This window comes from Brevundimonas nasdae (assembly GCF_016654005.1).
GTDB classification, from domain to species: domain Bacteria; phylum Pseudomonadota; class Alphaproteobacteria; order Caulobacterales; family Caulobacteraceae; genus Brevundimonas; species Brevundimonas nasdae.
In genome coordinates this window covers 242,393-260,309 of sequence record NZ_JAEPWN010000005.1, presented here as the reverse complement: position 1 = coordinate 260,309, position 17,917 = coordinate 242,393, and the positions used below count along the sequence as shown (strand labels likewise).

The following is a 17,917-nucleotide window of genomic DNA, read 5'->3' as shown; positions in this document are numbered from 1 at the left end:
GCTGCGCGGCTCGGCCTGTTGCTCACCCCACGCTGCGAGGCGTAACTAACCCAAGGACTCTGGTCGCCGCTGGATGAAAACTCAGAGGCACGTCAATGTCACCGGTCGCCATGAATGGTCTGTGGGCGACGGCCGATTGGTGCTCGACGCCAACGCCTCCTGGATCCTGGACTACGAAAACCGGACAACCCCGACCGCGCCGGCCGAAAAGGTCGCTGGTCTCATCGGCTATCCGTCAGAGTTGCGCGCGCGAACCGGGCTGACTTGGTTCCAGGGCGATCTCGAGGTGGGCGGCTACTGGAACCACGTCGCGGACTATAAGGACCGACTTGGCGCACAAATCGACGCCTGGAACACAGTCGACACCCGCGTCGCGTGGTCGCCAGACCGGCAGAGCGGCTTGCAGATCCAGTTGGCCGTCCAGAACCTCCTGGACCAGGACCCGCCCTTCTACAATGCGTCGACAGGTCTGGGCTTCGACCCGGGCCAGGCCAGCCCACTGGGCCGGGTGGTTTCGCTCCAGCTCACGCGTCGTTGGTGAGTTCGAACCATGCGGAGATTTATTCAACGCCTCGCCGGCGCGATGATGGCGGTTGCCTGGCTTGCAACAGGCGCCATGGCCAGCTCTGGGGATCCAGATCGCAGGCTGACGGTGGAAGACCTGCTCGGACTGGAGGCATTCGGACGCGCAGACATCTCGCCGGACGGCCGTTGGGCGATCTACGAGAAACGCGCCGGCTACAACACCATGACGGAGGTCCGCCTTGGCGGGCGGTCGACCTGGACGATCATGGACCTTTGGCTCGCGGACCTGAAGGAGCCCGCCACGCCACCGCGACGCCTTCTTCCCGCTGAAGGACTTGGACTGCAACGCATCGCCTGGTCCCCTGACAGCAAACGCCTTCTTGTTACCCGCCTGCGCGGCCAGACCTTCGAGTACGGGGTCGTCACGATATCGGACGGAGCCGTGACTTGGACAGGGTTGACGCCCGATCTTCCGCTGAATGGCGCAGGCGCGTTCTGGGCGTCCAGCTCCGTCCTCGTCTTCGTCGTTCGGCCGGATGGCAGCCTGCCATTGGTGTTGGGTTATGACGGCGCCGCGACGACGCGGCGCGCCGAAGCCTGGGAGCGGACAGCGGGGGCCCATGAGCCTTCGAGAACCGTGATCGAAGCCCACGGGGGCGTGGTGTCGACGGAGACGCCGGAGCCGATCCAGCGTTTGGTCCGGTACGACACCGTGACGGGCGAGGCCAAAATACTATTGGAGGCCCGGATCGGTGACTTCGCCCTATCGCCTGACGGGACCAAGGCCGTCGTGATCAGGCGTGCCGAGCAAATGCCGTTGGGTCGGCCGGAGCTTCTGCATATGGAGGATGACCGGCGGCATCGGGTGGCGATCATCGATCTTGAAAGCGGACGAGTTGTGGCGTCCCCCGACGATCTGGACGTCGCCTTCCATCTCCTCAGGTGGTCTCCCGATTCCCGAGGCGTGCTGGTGTGGGCCCGCCAGGATGGCGAACGCTGGGCCGAGGGCCGGCTGGGCCGGGTCTCGGTCGATGGCGTGGACTGGTTCGTGCGAGACAAGCTGGATGTCGGCACGTCGGCCGAGGTGGCGCTCAACGGCGTAAAGGCGGACTGGATCGGCGCATCGCCCGTTGTCTACGCCAAGGATGATGAAACCGGACGCCGCGACTGGCATCTGCTGTCGCCAGACGGACCGCCTCGGGCCTTGACGGAAGGGCTGGCCACGGCGCCGACGCGTATCGCGGCCGCCGGGCCTGACGTCCTCTATGCGTTCGCGGACGGCGCCTATTGGGCGCTGACAGGCTCAGGCGTGCGAAGGCTCATGGAGACAGGAGCCAACGTCCGCGAGGCGCTTGTGTTCGATCCGATCCTCGGCCGCCGACTGAAGGGCAATGAGGCGCCCCGGCGGAACTGGTCACCCGCGATCGCAGCAGATGGCGAGAGCCTTATCATGGGCGAGAATGGCGCGACCTCCTTCGGGGGGGTGGCAAGTAAGGATGACAGGGTCGTCGCCGTGTCCGCCGAAGGGCTTCTTATGCTGCGGTCTGAGGGTTTGTCGGAGACCCTGATCCGGAGAAGCCTCGCTCCCACCCGGAACCTCGACAATATTAATCAACGTCTTTCGGATGTCGTTCTGACCGAGGCTCAGCCGATCGTACATCTGGATATCAACGGGCGACAGACCACCAGCTGGCTGTTCCTGCCCAGGGGCGCGGCCCGTGACATCCGGGGTGTGATCGTCAAGGTCTATCCCGGCTGGGCCGACAACCTCGCCCGCGTCGATCCGTTGGCCATGACCTACAGCACTCGACCCGAGGTGTTCGTCTCCGCAGGCTATGCTGTTTTGAGTCCATCGATCCCGGGCGACCTTTCCGTCCGGGATCGCGGGGACGCCTACGTCCGGAGCGCCGACCTCGCCGTCGATGCCGCGCGTGCTGCTTTCCCCGAGGCTCCCTTCGACCGCATGGTTCTGTGGGGTCATAGCTTCGGCGGCTATGCGACATTGGAGATCGCCACCCGTTCGGATCGCTACCGGTCTTACATCGCCTCCGCCGGATACAGCGACATGCCGGGTGTATGGGGCGAGTTTGACAGCCAGGGTCGAATCCAGCCGGAAAACGGCATTTTCTTTCGCTTCAACCAAGGCTGGACGGAGGTCGGACAGGGCGGATTGGCGGCCCCCCCGTGGAGCGATCCGGACCCCTATATGTCCTCAAGCCCGTTCCTGCGCGCCGACCGGATCAAGAGGCCAATTCTGTTCCTGACCGCCGATATGGACTTCGCGCCCATGAGCCAATCGGAGCGGATGTTCAGCGCTGTTCTGAGGAACGGTGGCGACGCCCGGATGGTGACCTACTGGGGCGAGAAACATGTGATCTGGAGCCCCGCCAACATTCGCGACTACTACGCGCAGATCTTCGACTGGCTCGACCGAACCCTTTCGGACCCGGATCGGTTCACGCGGCACGCCCCAGGCGATCTTCCCAAAGACGTGTCCATCCCTCCAGCGCCGCGATCCCCAGGATGACAGAATGCTGGCCACGCCAGATCAGCGCTTCCGGTGTCAGTTCGGTCTCTGCGGTCGCGCGATCGATTAGACCGAGGGCGGCGAGGCGGCCGTCGATCAGCCAGGGCCTGAGAATGTCCAGATTGTCGACGATCAAGCGCCCATAAATACGGGTCATCTCTCCCTTGGATCGCCGGTTGACGATTGTGTCCGGAAGCCCCTCTCTGAAGACTTGCCGCGCCAGTCCGCGATCTCGTCCTCCCGCCGTCAACAACGCGGTGGGAAGGGCGAGGCAGGCCTCCACCACAGGTTGGCTGCAAAGCGGATGTCGGACATCGACGGCTCGGGAGAGGACAGACGGCCCATGGTGGGACACGCTGTCGGCGACCCCGGCGATGTGAAAGGCCTTGCTGGGCCCAAAGACGTCGAGATCCTGAAGCCAGGGATGGCCGACGAAAGGCTCGGTGAGCGGGGACAGGATTGGGTGAGCTTTGCGCGGAGGCGTTTGACCTGCTGCCGAGTATCGCACCGCCGTCCGGATCATCGACCAGATCGAAATCTCGTTGCCCGCCGCGAGTTCTGCGAGGTCCGGATGTCCCAGTGCTCGCCAGCCCCGCGACTTCCACAGATCCGTAAAGACATCGGTGGTGGCCGCCTGGAAGAGGATGCTGTCGCCCCCCTTGCCGGTCATCAGAGCGCTTGCGCCCCCATCGACGACGTGGCGCGCCCAGGCGACATCTTGGGGGTGATCGAGCCCGTTCAGTCCCGGACGGAAATCTCCGGCCATCGCCGCGAGCCAGTCCGGTGTCATCCTTCCGGTCACGTGCGGAACCGAAAGAGGCTTGAAGCCGAGCGACTGGCCCAGAATGGCGACGTAGGCGCGCTCATCGGACTCCGGCGTGGAGCCGTAGGCGTTGATCCAGAGCCGCTGACCGTCAGGCTTCTGTCGCACGAGACTCGAGGCGATGATGCTGGAATCCAGCCCTCCCGAGACTTCGGCGGCCAAGGCACCGGGCAGGCTTGCAAATCCAGACACGGCCTCATCGATCGACGAGCGAATAGCTTCCATGGCCGAGTGCGGATCGGGTGAGGTCCAGAGGCTACGGCGAGCGATGTCAGCTGGAGTCCACACGGCCAGGGCCTGCCGCTCAAGCGGGAGCGGTTGAACGGTCCCCGGCTCGAGCGCGGTGGGGCCGTCAATGAGAAGCGCGCCCGTCCCCGTAACGACGGCGTGAAGCTCCTGAGCCAGTCGAGCGCTGTTGATGCGCCACGCAGGACGTAGCGCTTTGATCAACCACTCGAAGGCCGTCGAGGCGACGATGGTCAGCCCCTTTTCGGACCAGGCCACGCATTCCAGAGCGCCGGAAGGGTCGCGAAGGAGAGCGGATAGCTGATCTCCCGCGCCGAAGAGAACGCCAACATAGCGGCCCCAGAACCTTGCCACTAACTTCCGTTCGTACCCCCAGGGATCGTCGGGATGCGCATAGGGAATGACGGGTGAGCGACGATCGAAAACGTCCCCGATAAGCGTCCAGCCACCGACCCGGACCGGCGTGGCAGGCGACGAACTGGGGACCGCAAGCCAGGCGCGTGGGTTGAGTGCAGAGACTACAAGTCCTTGCGCTGACGCCTTCTTGGCAAGGTCTTCCGACAGCGCTTGGGAAGGGAGGTCATCGGCAGCGCGGCAAACGAGCAGAAACTCTCTCACCTTCAGGCCCGCAGGATCGGTGCGTACCGTCGCACGCGTTCAAGACGATCGCCGACAACAAGGTCGCCGATCTGCAGCCAGCAATGAGCGCTGAAGGGCCAGGTCCGGACGCCGAAAATCCAGTCCGCTGCCACGCCTCTTGATGCGAGGTAGTACCGGAGCTGAAATGAACGCTGCAGACATTCGCCCTCGAACGGTATCCAGGGCCGCACTCGCCGGGCGGCTCCCGCCAAATCCGCGAGCCACGCTTCGTCCTGTTCCTCCGCCCGACCGCGCAGCGCCTTATGGTAGTCCACAAGGACGGATATCGGCTTTCCCCGGAAGATGAGGGTCGCGACGATCCAGGCGAAGGCGGCGCGAACCATCTCGGAGCGAGGCGGGCGCGACGCTGGCGTGAGTTCACGCGTCGGAGGGACAATGGGCCTGCGTACCGGGTTTGGGGCGAGGTCGCCGGCCAGCCCGGCGGTGCGCAACTCGTCCATGATCGAGACGTCCGCAAGCCCGATCCGTCCGTCTGCTTCTGGCTGGAGGAGTGATGCAGCGCCCAGCAGGCACTCGTAGCGATCGCCCGCCACATCGAGGACGACTACATCTTCGTCCACCACGGTCAAATAGATGTTGGGATGACACCAGAGGTCAGTTGTCATGGCGTTTGCAACAGGGCTTCTTGGTTGTTCAAGCGGGGCGGTGAACGTCAAGGCGGCGGCTAGCGGACGACCGCGTGTATGCGGACGTCCGCCGTACGCTCAGCCCTCGGTCGGGCGAAGGCCGTTCTTGATGCCGGCTTCCTCGAACACGGTCCCCAGCCCGTCACGGGTGAGGGCCTTGGCGCTGCCGAAGCGGACGAGGCGCAGTTTGGTCGTCTTCATCTCAGTCTCCTTTGGTTGATCGCCACGGATGTGGCGCAACCAGTGAGCGCGCAGATCAGCCGGCTGCAAAGCTATATCTGGAGTATATTTGAAACGGTTCGGGTTGGCGGGTTCGCTGTTTCGGTCCTCTTTGCCGGCGGCCCGACGCGTTTCGCACGATCGTCGCGGAGGTCCGACTGCTGCAGGCCACATTCGACGTCAGACGCAGACCGGCGGCTTCAGCCCGATGCTGGAGACACCGCTATTTTGGTTTTGGAGCCCTGCTTGGCGGGATCGTTTCCGATGCGCCCACGTCGCGCCGGCCTCGTTTGTGGTGACGAGGCGTGGACTTCGAACGATCCGATGGAGACAAGCGGACGACCGCCTGTTGTAGCCGTCGTCCGCCCTTCGCTCAGCCCTCGGTCGGATATTGACCGTTCTTGACGCCGGCTTCCTCGAAGATATTGCCCATGCCGTCGCGGGTCAGGGCCTTGGCGCTGCCGAAGCGAACGATGCGCAGTTTGGTCGTCTTCATTCCAGTCTCTCCTTGGTTGATCGCCACGGATGTGGCTCGCCAAAGGAGCGCTAGGATCGGTCAGCGGCAAAGCTATATCTGGAGTATATTTGAGCTCAACGCCCTGGTTTGGGTCGCTTGGCGCGCAGATTGGCCGAGCCTTTCTCGATCCAATCCCGGGCCGGATCTCTTTCGCGCAGCGCCTTGGCGAGCTCCTCGAACATTCGCACGATGGCGGCGATGATGCTCCGGCTGTCGAGGTTGCGGATGTCATCGCCAAGAAGGTGGTCGAACTGTTCGAGCCCGATGGTGTAGATGGAGCCCATCTGGTTCTCTGCGCACCGTCTGGCGTGCTCAGGCGATCCAATCGCCACCGCCATCAGGATCGCTTGGGCGTCGCTTTGCGTCGCGGCGGCGAAGCGGTGGATGTAGTCGAGGTTGAGACGGGTTTCTCCGGCCTCAAAGCGGGCATAGGTCCGGATGGCGATCCGCATGGCCGCAGCCGTCTCGGCTTTGGTCATCTTGCGGTAGCGGCGCAAGGATTTGAGAGTCGCCGAAAGCAGCGCGCCATCGTCTGGAAGTTCCGGGTCGTCTCGACTCATCCGCGCATACCCTTCCGTCTTCCGAAGTAGAATCAGTCCGGCTTCTGATCAACGATCACGTGTGTAGCTGGGAAAGAAAACAGGACAATCGGCCACAAAGCGGCATGTTTTGCGGCGCGTTCTGACCGAGGCTCGGACGATTTGCGACCGAGCCGGATCGGTTGGGGCTGCAACTCATTGGCGAGGCGTAGGCAGGCGCCATAGTGGGCGTTTGCCCTCGGAGGCCGGCTTAATGCGCAAGCATGATCCATTCACCCTAGCCTTGGAGAGCCTGCGCGCCCGGGCCGAACAGGGCTCCTTTACCCCGGGCGCTCCGGTGGTGATCATCGAGGAGGCGCGCCGTCTGAAACTGTCCGCGACGCCGGTTCGTGAGGCCCTCGGCTGGCTCTGCGGGTTCGGCCTCATCGAACGCGCGCCTTTGGGAGGTTTTCTGGCTCCCCGACTTGACGCTGCGCTTGTCCGCGACCGGTTCTCTTTCCGCCTTCTCTGCCTCACGACCAGCCTGAGGGGCGGTGATCCGGCGTCGCGGTCGGTCGTGCGCGGCGGTGGACAGAGGACATGCCGCAGCCTTTCCGATCACATGCTCAGGGCGGTTAGAACCACAGGCAATGCGGCCTTGGTGGACGCCTATGAACGGATGAACAGCACGCTGTTGCAACTGGCCGAGGCGGAACGTCGGCTGTTCGAGGATTTCGACCATGAGGCGGCGGCGCTGGTGGGTCTGTTCAAACGGTCGTCGGGAACAGATTTGGTCGACGCCTTGACCGCCTATCACCACCGTCGAATGGACGCCGCTCCTTCGTTGATCCTCGAAGCTGAGGCTGGCCGGGATGTCCGGCCTCCGGACTCCTGAGGTGTGGGCCAAGCTGACAGGATTGGGGCTCGGCCTCGCCGTGGGCGCCCAGGCCGCGACGGAGATGTTCGCCTGGACTTACCAGTGGGCCGACGCTCTGGGACCCACATGGCGCATCGCCCCCGACCTTGCCGTCTATCCGCCCTGGGCCATCCTGCAATGGCGGTCTGCTTTCGGTGCTGAGGCGCAGGCCGTCATGTCGCGGTGCGCACCGTTGATCCTGGTCGGCGGCGTCGGGGGGTTGGGGTTGGGGACGCTTGCGGGCGATAAGACCCATCGACGGATCCGGGGCTGGGGAGCGCTAAAAGACGCCAAAGGCGCCGGGCTGACAGCCCTCGGCGGATGCATCCTCGGCGTTCTCGGACGACGCGTTCTCGCAACGACCGACCTCCGTCCCAGTCTCGTGACTGGCGGCACCCGGTCGGGCAAGGGGCGCGGCCACGTCATGCCGACGCTGCTGTCATGGAACGCCAGCGTCCTCGTGCATGATCCCAAGCGCGAACTCTGGCGATTGAGCAGTGGCTGGCGGGCCCGGTTCAGCCATGCCCTGTATTTCGATCCGCGCGACCCGGCCTCGGCGTGCTGGAACCCTCTTGCTGAAATCCTGCCAGGACCTGGAGAGCTCGCCCACGTTCAACGCCTGGTCTCGATCCTGTCCGATCCCGGCGGCGCCCGTGACGACGAGGCGATCTGGGACAAGGCGGCGTCGGAAATCCTCGAGGCCGTGATCCTGCATGTCCTCTACACCGCCGACGACGCCGAAAAGACCCTGCTCAAGGTCCGCGAAATGCTCGCCGACCTCGACAGCGCCGCCGACGTCATGACCAAGACTTTGCACCGTCCGGGTCCAAGCGGCGAACCGGAGACCCACCCGTTCATCGCCACGGCGGTCAAGGGCTATGCGGCGATGCACGACCGCTTCCGGACTTCGGTCCAGGGGACGGCCCGGTCCTACCTCAAATGGCTCGCAGGCGAGGACATCGAGCGTTCGCTGTCCCGATCGGATTTCTCCATGGGGGATCTGATGTGCGCCGAAGCGCCCCTGTCTCTCTACGTTCAGGTCGCGCCGGCTGACAGCGCAGCGCTGAGGCCCTTGGTGCGTCTTTTCTTCTACGCCGCAGCCCAGTCCCTGACGGTTCGGGAGACCGAAGCCGCCGATGGGCGGCTCAAGCGCCATAACCTTCTCATGCTGATGGATGAGTTTCCGTTGCTCGGGCGGGTCAGTTTTTTCGAGAAGTCGCTGCGTCTGCTCAGCGGCTACGGGGTGAAGGTGATGTTCGTCGCCCAGTCTCTCAACGATATCGTCGAGACCTACGGCGCCAACAACACCATTCTCGACAACTTGCATATCTATACCGCCTTCAGCGCGCTCGATCCTCTGACGCAGGACAAGGTGTCGAAGCTGACGGGGTCCGTGCTGGAGACCCGGACCAGCCGCAGTTCACCGGCGGCGCTGGCAGCTGGGCGCAGCTCGGTGTCCCGGTCCCAGATCGAGCGGCCGCTGCTGGAGCCGGGCGAGATCCGGGCCCTTCCGGACGACATTCAGTTGGTGTTCGCCGCCGGCGCTCGACCGCTGCGGACGACCAAGCTCCTCTATGACGTCCGCGAACCGTTTCGGACGCGGGCGCTCGACCACGCGCCTGACCAAGAAGAACGGCTGGATGCGCCGCCCGGAACTCCGCACCCATGGGCAGGTCGCCGCAGTCTGGGCGAGGACGCCGACGCGTCCCTGCCGCTGTTCAAGGAGGTCGCGGCGGCGATGGACGACAAGAAGGTCGCAGCGCGTGTGGCCGATATCTACGGGCGGGTGGCGCAGGAGATGGCCGCGCAGGATGCGGCGCTCGATCATTTGCGAGGTCTAGGCGATGGCTAGGAAAGAAGCGGCGAGCGCCCGCGTGCAGGTCTATCTGACCGATCCCAAGGTCGTGTCCGGTCTCAATAGGGAGGCTCGCAGCGGCAAGATGCCTCTCAGTCAGGCGGCAGGTAGGGCCATCGCACGAGGCCTGCAGAAGAGCCCCCAAGCTGATCCAGAGGATCGGCTACTGCAGCTTGAACGGTCCCTTCGCGACCATATGAGATCCACGGCTCGCGACATGCAGATCGTCCAGGAATTGCTGATCGAGGTGGCGAGAGCCTTCTTCGTGCGGCTCCCCGACGCTATCGTCGACGAGGACCCCACGGTCCAGGCGGCCGTTGATCGTCGTATCGAACGACTGCTGGACGCCACTGCCGCCCGCATCGTCGCCGGACGTACTGAACGTCCCGTGCCCGACGAAGGCCGGGCGTTCGGCCAAGCCAACTAATGTCGGGCCATCCGATCATCGCCGAGCGCAAGCTCGAGGCGCTGCGCCATGCATTGGGCGACACCATTCTGGCGGCCCTGGTCGAGCCTGCGGTCGTCGAGATTCTCGTTAATCCCGATGGCCGTCTGATCCTCGACCGCAGCGGCGAAGGGCGTCGGGATACAGGCGCGACCCTGTCGGCCGAGTCGCGGGAGCGGGTCATTCGTCTGATCGCAGACTATGTCGGCGAGACCGTCACGCGCGACGATCCCCGACTCGCTGGAGTCCTGCCCGGGACGGGGGAACGGTTTCAAGGAATGCTGCCGCCAGTCACGAGCGCACCTGCATTCTCGATCCGCAAACGGCCCTCGGTGATCTGGAGCCTGGAGGACTATGTCCGCGACGGCGCCATGAGCCACCAACAGGCAGCCGTGTTGCGTGGCGCTGCGGAGCAGCGACTCAACATCCTCATCTCGGGAGGCACCGGATCCGGCAAGACCACGCTCGCCAACGCCGTTCTTGCGGAGCCGGCCTTCGCACGGGATCGGGTCTTCCTCGTCGAGGATACGCCAGAGCTTCAGTGTTCAGCCTGGGACACCGTGTCGGTGCTGACGCGCCGTCAGCCAATCTCGATCGGCGTGGTCGACCTGGTTCGGGACGCGCTGCGGATGCGACCCGATCGAATCGTCGTCGGTGAAATGCGCGACGGTGCGGCGGCGCTGGAGACTCTCAAGAGCTGGAACACGGGCCATCCCGGCGGCCTGTCGACCCTTCACGCCAACTCGGCCGACGATGTTCTGCGTCGTATGGAGGACCTAATCGCGGAAGTTTCGTCGCGAACACCGCGTCGGGCGATCGCACAGGCCGTCGATCGGATTGTCCACATCCGTCGTACCGCCTCCGGACGGCAGGTCCAGGCCGTACTCGGTGTCGAGCCTTTGGGCGACGACGGCTACGCGATCAGCCTCCTGGCCTGATTTTATTCGAACCAGAAACTACCGACTCAGCCTCTAGGCTGACCTTCGGAAGGTCCGCTCAAAGGGCTCGTCGGCGGCTTGAGTGGGGACATCACTAGGGGTGCGACTAAGGCCCCCCGGGGTGGTTGGCTGGCATTCGCTCAAGTCGGGCTTCTAAGCGGGCCTGTCTAGAAACCTGATCTCTGATTTCTGGCCGTGGCGCGGCTTGCAAGCTAGAGTATTGGCTCCATGTCCAAGCTCGGCCGAAATCAAAAATGCCACTGTGGTAGCGGGCGTAAGTTCAAGCACTGCTGCCTTGGATTTGAGATGGAGCGGACAGCCCCGCCAGAAATGCAGCGCGCCTACGCGGCTCATTTGGCTGACGAGGCGATCCGCCGGCGACAGCAGGGCTTTGGGAAGCCCATCATCGCGGTTCAGCACGGCGATCATCAAGTTGTCGCCGTCAAAAACCGGATCATGTGGAGCAAGAAGTGGCGGACGTTCCCAGATTTCCTGCTCGACTACATCAAGGACAAGCTGACGCTTGAATGGGGTGCGCGGGAGAACGAGAAGGCCCTCGCAGACCGCCACCCCATCATGCAGTGGCATGCCGCGTTCATCGAGTATCAAAAGCGCTTCAAGGCCGAGGCTGGGCCGATCAACAGCGCCCCGGTCACTGGCGTCGTCGTCTGCTATCTGGGCTTGGCCTACAGCCTCTACCTCATGGATCACAATGCCGACCTGCAAGCCAAGATGCTCGCGCGGCTACGGGATCCTGCTCAGTTTCAGGGGGCTTTCTTCGAAATGATGATAGCCAGTGCGCTCATCCGTGCTGGCTATGAGCTGGTGTTGGAAGACGAGGACAGCCGCAGGCAGCGGCACTGCGAGTTCGCCGCCGTAAAAACCGGCTCAGGCAAGCGTTACACGGTCGAAGCCAAGAGCCGGGCGGTGTCTGGCCTGCTTGGTCGAACAGACAATGACGGCGGCAGGGACAACCGACCGTTCAGCAAGCTGAAGACCCATCTGCACGACGCATTGGACAAGCCCAGCGACCACGAACGACTGGTGTTCATCGACATCAACGCCCCTCTGGGACCTGAGGGGGATTTGCCCAACGGTGCCCTGGTGCTCAGAGCGGTTCAAATACTCGAGCAGTATGAGGGGCATCCTGACGCCCCAAAGGAGAGCGCCTATGTCTTCGTCGTCAACATGGCCTTCCACCGCGCCTTAGAGGCCAACGCCGTTCTGGCGTTGGCACCCCTCGGCTTCCGCATCGACGATTTCAACAAGACGGGCGAAATCACCGTCATCGAGCAGTATCGGCGCAATCTCAAACACAGTGACGCGCTTGAGGTCGCTCGCAGCCTAGCCAGCCTTCACGAGTTTCCGATCACCTTCGACGGCTCTCTCGCCAGCGAAACGCTGCTTGGTGGCGAACCGCGGATCAAGATCGGTCAAGCCTACGATTTTGGCGGCCCCGATGAGCCGTTCGTGGGCATCGTGAGAAGCGCCACAGTCCTTGAGAACAGCCGTGAGTGCTACATCGTGGCCGAAACTGCGAAGGGCAATCATATCCTTAGCGAGAAGATGGACGACGCATCTTTCGAGGATTGGCAGGCCAACAAGGCCGCCTATTTCGGTGAGATTCAGGACGTGCCCACAAATGCCCAAACGCCTTACGAAATGTATGAGCGGTTCATGGACATGTTTGCGGATTTCGACCGGAAGGGTCTCGCAACGCAGCTTGGCAAAGCGCCCGACGACCCGTCTCTAGCGCATCTGGATGACAACGAGCTGCGCGAGTACATAAGCGATGGCTTCTTACGCACGTTGCTCGCGAAAAGGCCCGCTGAGACGGTAGTGTCATGACCGATCCCTACCGCGAAAAATACGTCGCATTCGTTGACATGCTTGGCTTCAGCGCCCTCGTGCAGTCGACAGCCGATGATCCGAAAAAACGCGCGAAAATCGTTGCTGCAATGGATCGACTGAGTGTGAGTACCTGCGAAAACCCCGCGCTAGGTATGAATCTAACTTACTTCTCAGACTGCATCGTCATCTCGACAGATCGGACTGAGGCTGGGCTGTACGAGATCCTCGAAAGCCTTACGACGATCGCTGAAAATCTCTTGCAGATCGACATTTTGGTTCGAGGCGGTCTGACCCTCGGAAACATACACCACGACGGTCAATTCATGTTCGGCCCGGCTATGCTGGAGGCCTACGGGATGGAGTGTAGGGAGACGATTTTCCCTACGATTCTGGTGAGTGAGAGCGTCAAGGCGGACTGTGACAGGTACTCATGGGGGGGCTTATGTCTCGTCCATGACAGCGAACAACCGGAACGCCAGTTCGTTCACTATCTGCGCCGCTTTGACGACTACGACCCGACGCCTGTTGCTGGAAAGGTCCTGCTCGACAAGCCTGCGAAGCTCATCCGTCATTACATCGCGAAGAGACTGGCGGGGCCGCCGGGCGCGGTGAGAGATAAGGCTGTGTGGCTGAAAACCTACTGGGACGACACCGCCGGCAAAAGCACAGTCCTAGGGAAGGTCAATCCGGTAGCTGACCTTGCGGAGCAGACCTACGAGGCGTCGGGTTACCGGATCGTGCGACGAATTCTGGGCTGAGCAGTCGCGTTGACCACTTTGCCAAATCGCTAAATCTGGCCCCCGAACGTCAGCTTCAGCAACACCGCATGGTCACAGGCACGGTCTGCAAAATCCCAACAGAGAAGGGGACTGATTGGGCTGCGGCTGTTGTCTGAAGCTCGACCTTCCAGAGCGTCGCTCGGCAGAGATGTAGGCTTGGAAGATGTGCGCCATCGCGTTCTGCCGACGAATGTCGCCTTCTCGGACTAGCGACAATGACCGCTCCTGGTGCGTTTCAGACCCAGGGCACGTCTCAGAGCTCTTGATCCAAGCTCCCACTATCTCACCTTGAAAGGACAGTTCGGGAGCCAGTCGTCCAATGTTTTCATCTGGACGCCTCGCCGCACGATCATCCACGGATCGATTGGATGTCCACATCTGGCGGACCGACACCGGACGGAAGGTCCAGGCTGTGCTCGATGTCGAGCCGTTGGGCGACGACGGCTACGCGATAGCCGTCCTGAACTGAAGCCAATCCTTCACCTGAAATTGAGGCGGTGTCGTTTGGCAACGAGCGCTGTCGGGCACGAAACGCAAGTCGTGCGAAGTCGCCATCGAAGTCGGGGCGACTTTCGGACCGCAAGTCATCACAAGTCGTATTTTGAGTCTTTGTGAGTTGTCGGACAGTCGTTTGTAAGTCGCGTAAAATAATTGATCCACAGAGTTGACAACCTGTGGATATATTTGCTTGCAATGTGGTGCATCGCGCTGAGACGCGCTGAACACAGGAAGCAAGACATGCGTGGAAGACTTGGGCGCCGCCTGTTCGGCGCGATGATGACGTGCGGCCTGATGATGGCCGGGCCGGCCCTAGCCGGAGGTTCAGGGATGCCCTGGGAAGGGCCGCTCCAGCAGGTGGTCCAGTCCATCACCGGGCCCGTGGTCCAGGCCGCCGCGGTCGTTGCGGTGGTCGTCTTCGGGGCCGGAATCGCGATGAGCGAGAACGGATCCTCGATGCGGCGCGGTCTGGGCATCATGTTCGGCCTTTGCATCGCCTTCGCGGCCTCGACCTTCTTCCTCGACTTCTTCGGCTTCGCCGGCGGGGCGGAGATCGGATGATGGCCGGCTCCCTCCAAGACGGCCGACCGGAGGGCTGGGATCTTCCGGTCGCCCAGGCCCTGACCGAGCCGATCCTCATGGCCGGGATGCCTCGGGACTACGCCATCGCCATGGGGACGATCGCGGTGGTGCTCGGCCTGGCTCTGCGGATCTGGTGGCTCGGCCTTCTGTGGTGGGCCGTCGCCCACGCGATCGGCTTGTGGGCGGCCAGAGCGGACCGCCGGTTCTTCGATGTGCTTCGGCGCCACCTCGCCCTGCCTGGCCATCTGGACGCGTGAGGGGCAGATGCGCTTTCTCGAAGAACATCGCAGACGCCCGGCGGCTCTGGCCGACCATCTGCCCTGGTCCGCCCTGGTCGCGCCGGGCGTGATCCTCAACAAGGACGGCTCCTTCACCACGGGCTTCCGGTTCCGGGGACCGGACCTGGAATCCTCGACCGAGGACGAGCTGATGGCCGTCCGGGCGCGTCTGAACAATGCGCTGAAGCGTCTCGGAACAGGCTGGTGCCTGCATATGGAGGCGCGCCGCCGTGAGGCCGCCCCCTATCCGGAGAGCGCGTTCGACCTGGATGTCGCCTGGCTTCTCGACGAGGAACGTCGGAGCCGCTTCGAGGCTGGCGACCCGGCCTTCGAGACGGATTTTCGCCTGGCCCTGACTTGGCTGCCGCCGGCCGACGAGACGCGGAGAATGGAGCGCTGGCTGTTCGACGGCCTGGCCAAGGGCGGCGCGGACTGGCGCCAGGCCGTGGCGGTCTTCACCCGTGAGGCGGCGACCACGCTCGACCTCCTGTCGGACGCCCTGCCCGAGATCGATCCGCTCGACGACACCGACCTGCTGACCTGGTTGCACGACTGCGTGTCGCCGAGGACCTTCCCGGTCGCCGCGCCGGATTCACCGATGTATCTGGACGCCTGGCTGGCGGACGCCGACCTTTCCGGCGGGATCGCGCCGCGTCTTGGCGACCGCTGGCTCAAGGTCGTGTCCGTGCGCGGCCTGCCGTCTATCACCCGGCCCGGCTTGCTCGATGCGCTCGGCGCCCTGCCGTTTCCCTACCGCTGGACGGCCCGCTGGATCGGTCTCGACAAGCCGGAGGCCGAGCGGGAGATCGTCAAGTTGAGGAAGCGCTGGTTCGCCAAGCGCAAGGGCGTGGGTGTTCTTCTACGGGAGGCCATCACCAAGGAGGAGGTTCCTCTCCTCGATACCGACGCGGCCTCCAAGACCGAGGAATGCGACGGCGCCCTGGCCGCTCTCGGCGCTGAGGCCTGCGCCTTCGGCTATCTGACCCTCACGGTAACGGTGCTTGATGCGACGGAAGAGGGCGTTGCCGCCAAAGCACGAGCCGTCGAGGCGGCCTTGAACGCCCAAGGTTTGCTTGCCCGGATTGAGGATTTGAACGCCGTTGAGGCCTGGCTTGGCTCCCTGCCGGGCGAGCCCTATGCCGACGTCCGCAGACCGCTTGTCTCGACGCTGAACCTCGCCGATCTGCTGCCGGTGTCGGCGGTGTGGGCCGGTCCGTCCATGGACCTCAATCTGGACGGCCCGCCGCTGGCGACGGCCCGAACGACAGGGTCCACCCCCTTCCGTCTGGTGCTCCACGTCGGCGATGTCGGCCATGCCATGGTGGTCGGACCAACGGGCTCGGGCAAGAGCGCGCTACTCTCGTTTTTGGCCCTGCAGTGGTTCCGCTATCCCGAAGCGCGGGTGGTTTTCTTCGACAAAGGCCGCTCGGCCCGGGCCGCGACGCTGGCCGCCGGCGGCTGCTGGCGCGCGCTGGAGCCCGGCGCCCGGTTTTCGCTGCAGCCTCTGGCAGGCATCGACCAGGAGATCGAACGGGCCTGGGCGTCGGAATGGATCGCCGAGACCGTCCGGCTCGCGGGGCTGGAGCCTGTTCCAAGGATCCGTGAAGAAATCTGGGCGGCGCTCGCAGCCCTGGCCGACGCCCCCGTGGCGCAGCGCACCCTGACGGTCTTCTGCGCCCTGGTTCAGGACAAGGCTGTCGCCGCCGCGCTGGAGCCTCTGACACTCAAAGGTCCGCACGGCGCCCTGCTCGACGGAGAGGGCGAGGCGCTGGTTCCCAGCCGGTTCGACACCTTCGAGCTCGAAAGCATGATGGCCACGCCCTCGGCTGTAGCTCCGGTTCTGTCGGCCCTCTTCCATCATCTGGAGCGCAGCTTCGACGGTCGACCCACACTGCTGGTGCTCGACGAGGCCTGGCTGTTCCTTGGGGAGACCGCATTCGCGGCCAAGATCCGGGAGTGGCTGAAGACGCTGCGCAAGAAGCGGGTCGCCGTCGTGTTCGCGACCCAGAGCCTGGATGACGTGGCCGCCTCGCCGATCGCGACCAGTCTGATCGAGAGCTGCCCGACTCAGGTCTTCCTGCCCAACCCCCGCGCGCTCGAACCGTCTTCGGCGCGCCTCTATCAGGGGTTCGGCCTGAACCGGCGCCAGCTCGAGCTGATCGCCTTCGCCACGCCCAAGCGGGCCTATTACTGGCGCCAGCCGCGCGGCCGACGCCTGTTCGATCTGCGCCTGACCGGCGTGGCGCTCGCCCTGTGCGGGGCCAGCGCGCCGGAAGACCAGACCCTCATCGACGACATCCTCGCCGCCTCCGGAGAGGCCGGATTCGCGCGGGAATTTCTCACAGCCAAGGGAGTGCACAATGTTGATGCTGTTTTCGACGCCTTCGCCCGACCGCTCGCGGCCGAATAGGCCGGTCCAGATACTGGCCATCGGCCTCGTCGCCGTCAGCCTGCTGGCGACTGCGACGCCCGTCCCTGCACAACAGGTCGTCTTCGACCCTCGAAACCATATCGAAAACGCCCTGCAGGCCGCGCGGCAACTGGAGAGCCTGGCCAACGAGGCCAAGAGCCTTGCGGCCTCGCCTTACAGCCACCTGACCGGCAACAGCCAGTCGTTGCGCGACATGGCCGAACTGGCCCGTACGGCGCGCGGGATCGCCAGCTCGGTCAGCGGCCTGGAGCAGCAGTTCCAGAGCCTCTATCCCGATGACCTGTCCGGTTCGGACATGCTGCGTCTTCTGGAGCAGGGGCAGGCCCGGACCGCCAACGCCCGGCGAACGGCCGAGGATGTGGCTCGCACGGCAGCCGAGCTCGAACGTCTTGGACAGGGACGCAATCAGCGGCTGACGGGCGCCCTCTCGGCCAGCGAGGCCGCTTCAGGCCAGACCGCCGCGATCCAGTCCTCCAACCAGATGCTGGCCGTCCTTGCCGAGGATCTGGCGGCCTTGCGCACCATCATGCTCGCCCAGTCCCGGCTTCTGGCCGAGGCGACGGCGCGCGACGCCGCGACCCAGGCCTCGGGGGACGAGGCCCGTCGCCGCCGCTGGGCGGGCTCGGCCGGAACGCCCGCCGCACCGACCTTCGATCCCCTGTCGCACGCGCGGGACTGAGGAG

General features: G+C 64.1%; 17 protein-coding genes. 12 read left to right on the top strand and 5 right to left on the bottom strand.

The window, feature by feature from the left end; genetic code table 11:
• Positions 1-139: 139 nt before the first annotated feature.
• Entirely contained in the window at positions 140-541 is a 402-nt protein-coding gene (locus JKF87_RS10115; protein WP_201099758.1) for a TonB-dependent receptor, read from the top strand.
• 9 nt (positions 542-550) lie between these two features.
• A complete protein-coding gene (locus JKF87_RS10110) occupies positions 551-3,052 on the top strand; it encodes a S9 family peptidase (protein WP_201099757.1) in 2,502 nt (833 codons plus the stop codon).
• Here the strand turns inward: JKF87_RS10110 and JKF87_RS18590 are convergent.
• The 5 genes from JKF87_RS18590 to JKF87_RS10095 form a co-directional block, all read right to left on the bottom strand.
• Positions 2,982-4,739, bottom strand: coding sequence for an asparagine synthase-related protein (locus JKF87_RS18590; protein WP_201099756.1), 1,758 nt, complete (start codon positions 4,737-4,739; stop codon positions 2,982-2,984). The genes JKF87_RS10110 and JKF87_RS18590 overlap by 71 nt on opposite strands.
• Before the next feature lie 2 nt (positions 4,740-4,741).
• Positions 4,742-5,386 (bottom strand): lasso peptide biosynthesis B2 protein, encoded by a 645-nt coding sequence (locus JKF87_RS10100; RefSeq protein ID WP_201099755.1) that lies wholly within the window; start codon positions 5,384-5,386, stop codon positions 4,742-4,744.
• A gap of 99 nt (positions 5,387-5,485) precedes the next feature.
• Positions 5,486-5,608, bottom strand: a complete 123-nt coding sequence (locus JKF87_RS18500; protein ID WP_258522574.1) for a hypothetical protein — start codon at positions 5,606-5,608, stop codon at positions 5,486-5,488.
• Positions 5,609-5,999: 391 nt separating this feature from the next.
• On the bottom strand, positions 6,000-6,122 hold the full coding sequence (locus JKF87_RS18495; protein ID WP_258522575.1) for a hypothetical protein: 123 nt from the start codon (positions 6,120-6,122) through the stop codon (positions 6,000-6,002).
• A gap of 95 nt (positions 6,123-6,217) precedes the next feature.
• A complete protein-coding gene (locus JKF87_RS10095) occupies positions 6,218-6,703 on the bottom strand; it encodes a helix-turn-helix domain-containing protein (RefSeq protein WP_201099754.1) in 486 nt (161 codons plus the stop codon).
• A gap of 262 nt (positions 6,704-6,965) precedes the next feature.
• Here JKF87_RS10095 and JKF87_RS10090 point away from each other — a divergent pair, with 262 nt between their 5' ends.
• The 10 genes from JKF87_RS10090 to JKF87_RS10045 all read left to right on the top strand — a co-directional run bounded on the left by JKF87_RS10090 (position 6,966) and on the right by JKF87_RS10045 (position 17,913).
• Complete coding sequence (locus JKF87_RS10090; protein ID WP_201099753.1) at positions 6,966-7,556, top strand: GntR family transcriptional regulator; 591 nt, start codon at positions 6,966-6,968, stop codon at positions 7,554-7,556.
• A gap of 1 nt (position 7,557) precedes the next feature.
• Positions 7,558-9,429 carry a type IV secretory system conjugative DNA transfer family protein gene (locus tag JKF87_RS10085; RefSeq protein WP_317134892.1) on the top strand — a complete coding sequence of 624 codons (1,872 nt, stop codon included), beginning with the start codon at positions 7,558-7,560 and terminating at the stop codon, positions 9,427-9,429.
• The gene (locus tag JKF87_RS10080; RefSeq protein ID WP_201099752.1) at positions 9,422-9,859 is read left to right on the top strand and encodes a hypothetical protein; all 438 of its coding nucleotides are present in this window, start codon (positions 9,422-9,424) and stop codon (positions 9,857-9,859) included. Before JKF87_RS10085 ends, JKF87_RS10080 begins: the two co-directional genes overlap by 8 nt.
• Positions 9,859-10,815, top strand: coding sequence for a P-type conjugative transfer ATPase TrbB (gene trbB, locus JKF87_RS10075; protein WP_201099751.1), 957 nt, complete (start codon positions 9,859-9,861; stop codon positions 10,813-10,815). The genes JKF87_RS10080 and trbB overlap by 1 nt, the downstream gene beginning before the upstream one ends.
• A 228-nt stretch (positions 10,816-11,043) precedes the next feature.
• Positions 11,044-12,663, top strand: a complete 1,620-nt coding sequence (locus JKF87_RS10070; protein ID WP_201099750.1) for a YecA family protein — start codon at positions 11,044-11,046, stop codon at positions 12,661-12,663.
• The gene (locus tag JKF87_RS10065) at positions 12,660-13,424 is read left to right on the top strand and encodes a hypothetical protein (protein WP_201099749.1); all 765 of its coding nucleotides are present in this window, start codon (positions 12,660-12,662) and stop codon (positions 13,422-13,424) included. Before JKF87_RS10070 ends, JKF87_RS10065 begins: the two co-directional genes overlap by 4 nt.
• A gap of 759 nt (positions 13,425-14,183) precedes the next feature.
• Positions 14,184-14,504: a TrbC/VirB2 family protein gene (locus JKF87_RS10060; RefSeq protein WP_164952685.1), complete on the top strand. Its 321-nt coding sequence runs from the start codon at positions 14,184-14,186 to the stop codon at positions 14,502-14,504.
• Positions 14,504-14,782, top strand: coding sequence for a VirB3 family type IV secretion system protein (locus tag JKF87_RS10055; RefSeq protein ID WP_201099748.1), 279 nt, complete (start codon positions 14,504-14,506; stop codon positions 14,780-14,782). Before JKF87_RS10060 ends, JKF87_RS10055 begins: the two co-directional genes overlap by 1 nt.
• 7 nt (positions 14,783-14,789) lie before the next feature.
• Positions 14,790-17,213, top strand: coding sequence for a conjugal transfer protein TrbE (gene trbE, locus JKF87_RS10050; protein ID WP_201099747.1), 2,424 nt, complete (start codon positions 14,790-14,792; stop codon positions 17,211-17,213).
• Positions 17,164-17,913 (top strand): conjugal transfer protein TrbJ, encoded by a 750-nt coding sequence (locus tag JKF87_RS10045; RefSeq protein ID WP_201099746.1) that lies wholly within the window; start codon positions 17,164-17,166, stop codon positions 17,911-17,913. The genes trbE and JKF87_RS10045 overlap by 50 nt, the downstream gene beginning before the upstream one ends.
• Positions 17,914-17,917: the final 4 nt, after the last annotated feature.

Excerpts from the sequence above, each read along its gene's own strand:
- JKF87_RS10110 (WP_201099757.1), top strand. The coding sequence starts at position 551 with ATGCGGAGATTTATTCAACGCCTCGCCGGCGCGATGATGGCGGTTGCC.
- JKF87_RS10100 (WP_201099755.1), bottom strand. The coding sequence starts at position 5,386 with ATGACAACTGACCTCTGGTGTCATCCCAACATCTATTTGACCGTGGTG.
- JKF87_RS18500 (WP_258522574.1), bottom strand. The coding sequence starts at position 5,608 with ATGAAGACGACCAAACTGCGCCTCGTCCGCTTCGGCAGCGCCAAGGCC.
- JKF87_RS18495 (WP_258522575.1), bottom strand. The coding sequence starts at position 6,122 with ATGAAGACGACCAAACTGCGCATCGTTCGCTTCGGCAGCGCCAAGGCC.
- JKF87_RS10095 (WP_201099754.1), bottom strand. The coding sequence starts at position 6,703 with ATGAGTCGAGACGACCCGGAACTTCCAGACGATGGCGCGCTGCTTTCG.
- JKF87_RS10080 (WP_201099752.1), top strand. The coding sequence starts at position 9,422 with ATGGCTAGGAAAGAAGCGGCGAGCGCCCGCGTGCAGGTCTATCTGACC.
- trbB (WP_201099751.1), top strand. The coding sequence starts at position 9,859 with ATGTCGGGCCATCCGATCATCGCCGAGCGCAAGCTCGAGGCGCTGCGC.
- JKF87_RS10070 (WP_201099750.1), top strand. The coding sequence starts at position 11,044 with ATGTCCAAGCTCGGCCGAAATCAAAAATGCCACTGTGGTAGCGGGCGT.
- JKF87_RS10065 (WP_201099749.1), top strand. The coding sequence starts at position 12,660 with ATGACCGATCCCTACCGCGAAAAATACGTCGCATTCGTTGACATGCTT.
- JKF87_RS10060 (WP_164952685.1), top strand. The coding sequence starts at position 14,184 with ATGCGTGGAAGACTTGGGCGCCGCCTGTTCGGCGCGATGATGACGTGC.
- JKF87_RS10055 (WP_201099748.1), top strand. The coding sequence starts at position 14,504 with ATGGCCGGCTCCCTCCAAGACGGCCGACCGGAGGGCTGGGATCTTCCG.
- trbE (WP_201099747.1), top strand. The coding sequence starts at position 14,790 with ATGCGCTTTCTCGAAGAACATCGCAGACGCCCGGCGGCTCTGGCCGAC.
- JKF87_RS10045 (WP_201099746.1), top strand. The coding sequence starts at position 17,164 with ATGTTGATGCTGTTTTCGACGCCTTCGCCCGACCGCTCGCGGCCGAAT.